Annotated in this window: 1 protein-coding gene; it reads left to right on the top strand. The window is 65.1% G+C overall.

All coding sequences use genetic code 11. The annotated features are described in order from the left end of the window. The first annotated feature begins 74 nt into the window (after window positions 1-74). Window positions 75-4,844 carry a non-ribosomal peptide synthetase gene (locus RHBS_RS24300; protein ID WP_237669647.1) on the top strand — a complete coding sequence of 1,590 codons (4,770 nt, stop codon included), beginning with the start codon at window positions 75-77 and terminating at the stop codon, window positions 4,842-4,844. Window positions 4,845-4,927: the final 83 nt, after the last annotated feature.

Below are 4,927 nucleotides of genomic sequence, written 5' to 3'. Positions count from 1 at the left end.
CGAAACGCACTCCCCGAACCCGAACTCGGCTCGCAGGTGCATTCGAGGCCGCAGAGACGGAATACGAAGCCGCGGTGGCGACAGTGTTCTGCGACGTTCTCGAGGTCGATCGGGTCGGCGTCACCGACAGCTTCTTCGACCTCGGCGGAAACTCCCTCGTGGCAACGCGTTTGATCGCACGGGTCAATTCGGCTCTCGGAACCGATCTGAAGGTGCTGGATCTGTTCGAGGCGTCGACGGTTCGGACTCTGGCCGAACGTGCCGAAGCCAAGGGCGCGTCGCTGCATCGCCGTCCGGCACTCGTCCCCGTCGACCGGCCCGCCTCGATCCCGCTGTCTCTCGCGCAACAGCGGATGTGGTTCATCAACCAGTTCGATGTGTCCTCGCCCGCCTACAACATCCCGCTCACCGTGCGCCTGACCGGTCGTCTGGACGTGAGCGCGATGGCTGCGGCCGTCGGCGACGTGCTGTCCCGGCACGAGTCGCTGCGCACGGTGTTCCCGACGGTGGGCGATCTGCCGAACCAGGTCATCGCACCGGTCGAGGACGTCACCGGATCGAAGCTCCCCCTCGAGGTGGTCGACGTCGACGCCGGTTCGGTCGATGCGCTCGTCCGTACCGCTGCGACAACAGGATTCGACGTCACGGTCGATCTTCCTTTCCGCGCGGTGCTGTACCGGACCGGCTCGGAGAGCTTCGTACTCTCCATCGTCGTCCACCACATTGCGGCGGACGGTGCGTCGATGGCGCCGCTGGCCCGAGACGTGATGGTCGCCTACGGTGCCCGGTCCGCTGGTGCTGCTCCGATGTGGGAGCCACTCGCCGTCCAGTACGCGGACTTCGCGCTGTGGCAGCACGCTGTTCTCGGCGACGAGAGCGACTCCACCTCGGTGGCGTCGCGGCAGATCGAATTCTGGCAGTCGGCGCTGGCAGACCTGCCGGACGTCTTGCCGATGCCGCTCGATCGCCCGCGCCCCACCCGGCAGTCGATGCGCGGCAGTGTCACACCGTTCACGATTCCCGGCGATGTCGCCGCTCGGTTGAGTTCGGTGGCCGCCGAACAGGACTCGACGCTGTTCATGGTCGTCCATTCCGCGCTTGCGTTGCTGCTCGCGCGCCTGAGCGGCACTGCGGACATCGCCATAGGTACTCCGATCGCCGGTCGAGGCGACGCTGCCCTCGACGACCTCGTGGGCATGTTCGTCGGGACCCTCGTCCTGCGAACACAGGTCGAGCCTCGAGCGACCTTTGCCGAATTGCTCGCCGACACTCGTAGCTCCGACCTCGCCGCCTTCGACAACACCGACATCCCGTTCGAGCGACTGGTCGATGTACTCGATCCGGTGAGGTCGACCGACCATTCGCCGCTGTTCCAGGTTCTGCTCGAGTTCCAGAACAATGCAGCTGTCACGTTGGAGCTGCCCGATCTCACCGTTCGGTTCGAGGAGATCAGCACCGACACAGCCAAATTCGATCTACAGCTGCGCGTGGATCAGGAGCCCGTCGACCCGTCCGGTGCACTGTCGGCTTCGTTCACCTACGCCACAGATCTGTTCGATCCCGAAACCATCGACCGGTTCGTCGATCGCTTCCTGCGGATCGTGTCGACCATCGGAACGTCGACGGACGTACGCACCGGCGACATCGACATCCTGTCCGCCGCGGAGCGCGAACTCGTCCTGTTCGAGTGGAACGACACCGCACGTCTGATCGAACCTCCGGTCCACCAACAGATTCCGGTCGGCGGCGTCGACATGACGCTCAGCAGCCTCTTCGACCGACAGGTGCAGCGCAGTCCGTACTCGACCGCGCTCGTGTTCGAGGACGAGCACATCACCTATCTCGAACTGGACGAACGTGCGAATCAGCTCGCACGACACCTCATCTCGCTCGGCGTGACACCGGAATCCCATGTCGGCCTGGCGATCCGACGGTCGGTCGACCTGCTCGTCGGTATGTACGCGATCGTCAAGGCCGGTGGAGCCTATGTGCCGATCGATCCGGACCATCCGGTCGAGCGTTCGTCCTACGTCCTCTCCAGCGCCCAGCCCGTGTGCATCCTCACCACGAGCCGCGACTGGATCAACATCCCGGTGGCAACTCCGGTCCTCGCTGTCGATCTACTCGACGTCTCCGATCGCGACCACTCCTCGATCACCGATTCGGACCGTCTGGGAAGACTGCACGGCTCGAACACCGCATACGTCATCTACACCTCCGGTTCGACCGGTCGGCCCAAGGGCGTCGCAGTCACGCACTCGGCCATCGTGAACCGGTTGCTGTGGATGCAGCACGAATATCACCTCGAACCTGCGGACACCGTTCTGCAGAAGACTCCGGCCACGTTCGACGTCTCGGTGTGGGAGTTCTTCTGGCCGCTGCAGGTCGGTGCCAAGCTCGTCGTGGCCGAACCCGACGGACACCGCGATCCCGTGTACCTGTCCCGCATCATCGCGGACGAGCACATCACCACGGCGCACTTCGTACCGTCGATGCTCGCGGTGTTCGCGGCAGGAGCACGGGCCGCCGAATGTGTCTCGCTTCGACTGGTCTTCTGCAGCGGCGAGGCCCTTCCGCCCGCCACCGCGGCGCAATTCGCGCAGTTCTCCCTCGCGGAACTGCACAACCTCTACGGTCCGACCGAAGCGGCCGTCGACGTCAGCTACTACCACGTGACCGGGCGCGACGCTGTCTCGATTCCCATCGGCGCACCGGTGTGGAACACGCGTTTGTACGTGCTCGACGCCTCGTTGCGACCGGCTCCGATCGGTGCACCCGGCGAGCTGTATCTCGCAGGCGTGCAGCTCGCTCGTGGGTACGTCGGTCGCGGCGACCTCACAGCGGATCGCTTCATCGCAGATCCGTTCGGCGAGCCGGGCGAGAGGCTCTATCGCACAGGCGATCTGGTGCGTTGGCGCGCCGACGGCGAACTCGAGTACATCGGCCGCACGGACTTCCAGGTCAAGCTGCGTGGCCTCCGCATCGAACTACCCGAGATCGAGGCGGTTCTCCTTCGATCGGAGTCCGTCGCACAGGCGATCGCGTTGGTGCACAAGGACCCGAACACCGGTGAGACCCTCGTGGCCTACGTGGTCGGTGCGCACGGTTCCGCCGTCGACCCCGCGCAGCTGACGGCCGAGGCCGCGCGCCGCCTCCCGGGGTACATGGTGCCCTCACACGTGGTGGTACTCGACTCGCTTCCGGTCAACGCCAGCGGCAAGCTCGACCGCAAGGCATTGCCTGCGCCCGAATTCACCGTCGCTGCATCGGAGTTCTTCGGGCCCGAGAACCCGGTCGAAGAGATCGTCGCCGGTGTCTTCGGTGATCTGCTCGGCATCGCTCAGGTCAGCGTCACGTCGAGCTTCTTCGAGATCGGTGGCAACTCGCTGATCGCGATGCGGTTGGTGGCGCGAATCAACGCGGTACTCGGAACCGACATCGGCATCAGGGATCTGTTCGACGCCCCCACCGTGCGAGCGCTGTCGGCAGGCATCGAGCTCGGCGAGCACGATGCTGCGGCCGCCCCTCGACTGGTTCCGCAGGAGCGACCGGACGAGGTGCCGCTGTCGCTGGCGCAGCAGCGGATGTGGTTCATCAATCAGTACGACACCGAGTCGGCTGCCTACAACGTCGCGTTCGCCATGCGCCTGAGCGGTGTGCTCGATGTCGACGCGATGCACTCGGCCATCGGTGACGTGTTGAGCCGACACGAGTCGCTGCGCACGATGTTCCCGCTGACCGACGACGCTCCGGTGCAGTCGATCCTCGACGTGGCATCGGCACTGCCGGATCTGACTCCGATTCTCGCGAGCGACGAGCGTCACGTCCTCGAGTTGATCGCCGACGTCGCCGGCGCGGGCTTCGACGTGGTGGCCGATGTTCCGCTGCGAGTCCGCCTGGTTCGGGTGCGCGAGAACGAGCATGTGCTCGTGATGGTGGTGCACCACATCTCCTCCGACGGGTTCTCGAGCGCTCCGCTGGCCCGCGACCTGATGGTGTCCTACAGCGCCCGCGCTGCAGGACACGCACCGAGCCAGGAACCGTTGCCGGTGCAGTATGCCGATTACGCCCTGTGGCAGCGCCGATTCCTCGGCGCGGAGTCCGATCCCGAGTCGTTGATGGCCAAACAGCTCACCTACTGGGTCGACACACTGTCCGGCAGCCCCGAGGTCCTGCCGTTGCCGACCGATCGCCCACGTCCCGCGGTGGCATCCCTGCGCGGCGACAGCGTCACGTTCGAGATCGACGCCGCAATTCATTCTCGACTCGCTGCTGTTGCCGCCGAGCACAATTCGAGCTCGTTCATGATCGTGCACGCGGCTCTGGCCGTCCTTCTGGCTCGACTCTCGGGTGCCGAGGACATCTCGGTCGGAACGCCGATCTCGGGCCGAGGAGACGCCGCACTCGACGAACTCGTCGGCATGTTCGTCAACACCCTCGTGCTGCGCACGCAGGTGCCCGGCTCGACTCGGTTCGAGGACCTGCTCTCGGATGTTCGCTCCGTCGACCTGGCCGCATTCACTCATTCGGACGTCCCGTTCGAGCGAGTGGTCGATGCGGTCGATCCCGCGAGATCGACTGCCCATGCACCGTTGTTTCAGGTGATGCTCGAGTTCCAGCAGACCGACCGACCGACGGTGACGTTGCCCGGACTGTCGATCGAGAGCATCGAGCTCCCCAACGACATCGCCAACTTCGACCTGCAGTTGACGATCTCGGAGGAATTCGACAGGTCCGGCGCACCGGTCGCATCGAAGCCGGATTCCGCTACGCCACAGAACTCTTCGATGCCGATACCGTCCGGGTTCTCGCCGATCGCCTCGTACGAATCCTCGACGCCGTGACGGCCACGCCGGCCATCCGAGTCGGTGACATCGAGATTCTCTCTGCCAACGAGTACGACTCGTTGGCTCCGGTGCGTGGTCCG

This window comes from Rhodococcus sp. BS-15, assembly GCF_000813105.1.
Lineage (GTDB): Bacteria > Actinomycetota > Actinomycetes > Mycobacteriales > Mycobacteriaceae > Rhodococcoides.
The sequence above is the reverse complement of the archived record's forward strand: the minus strand, read 5'-3'. Positions and strand labels throughout refer to the sequence as shown.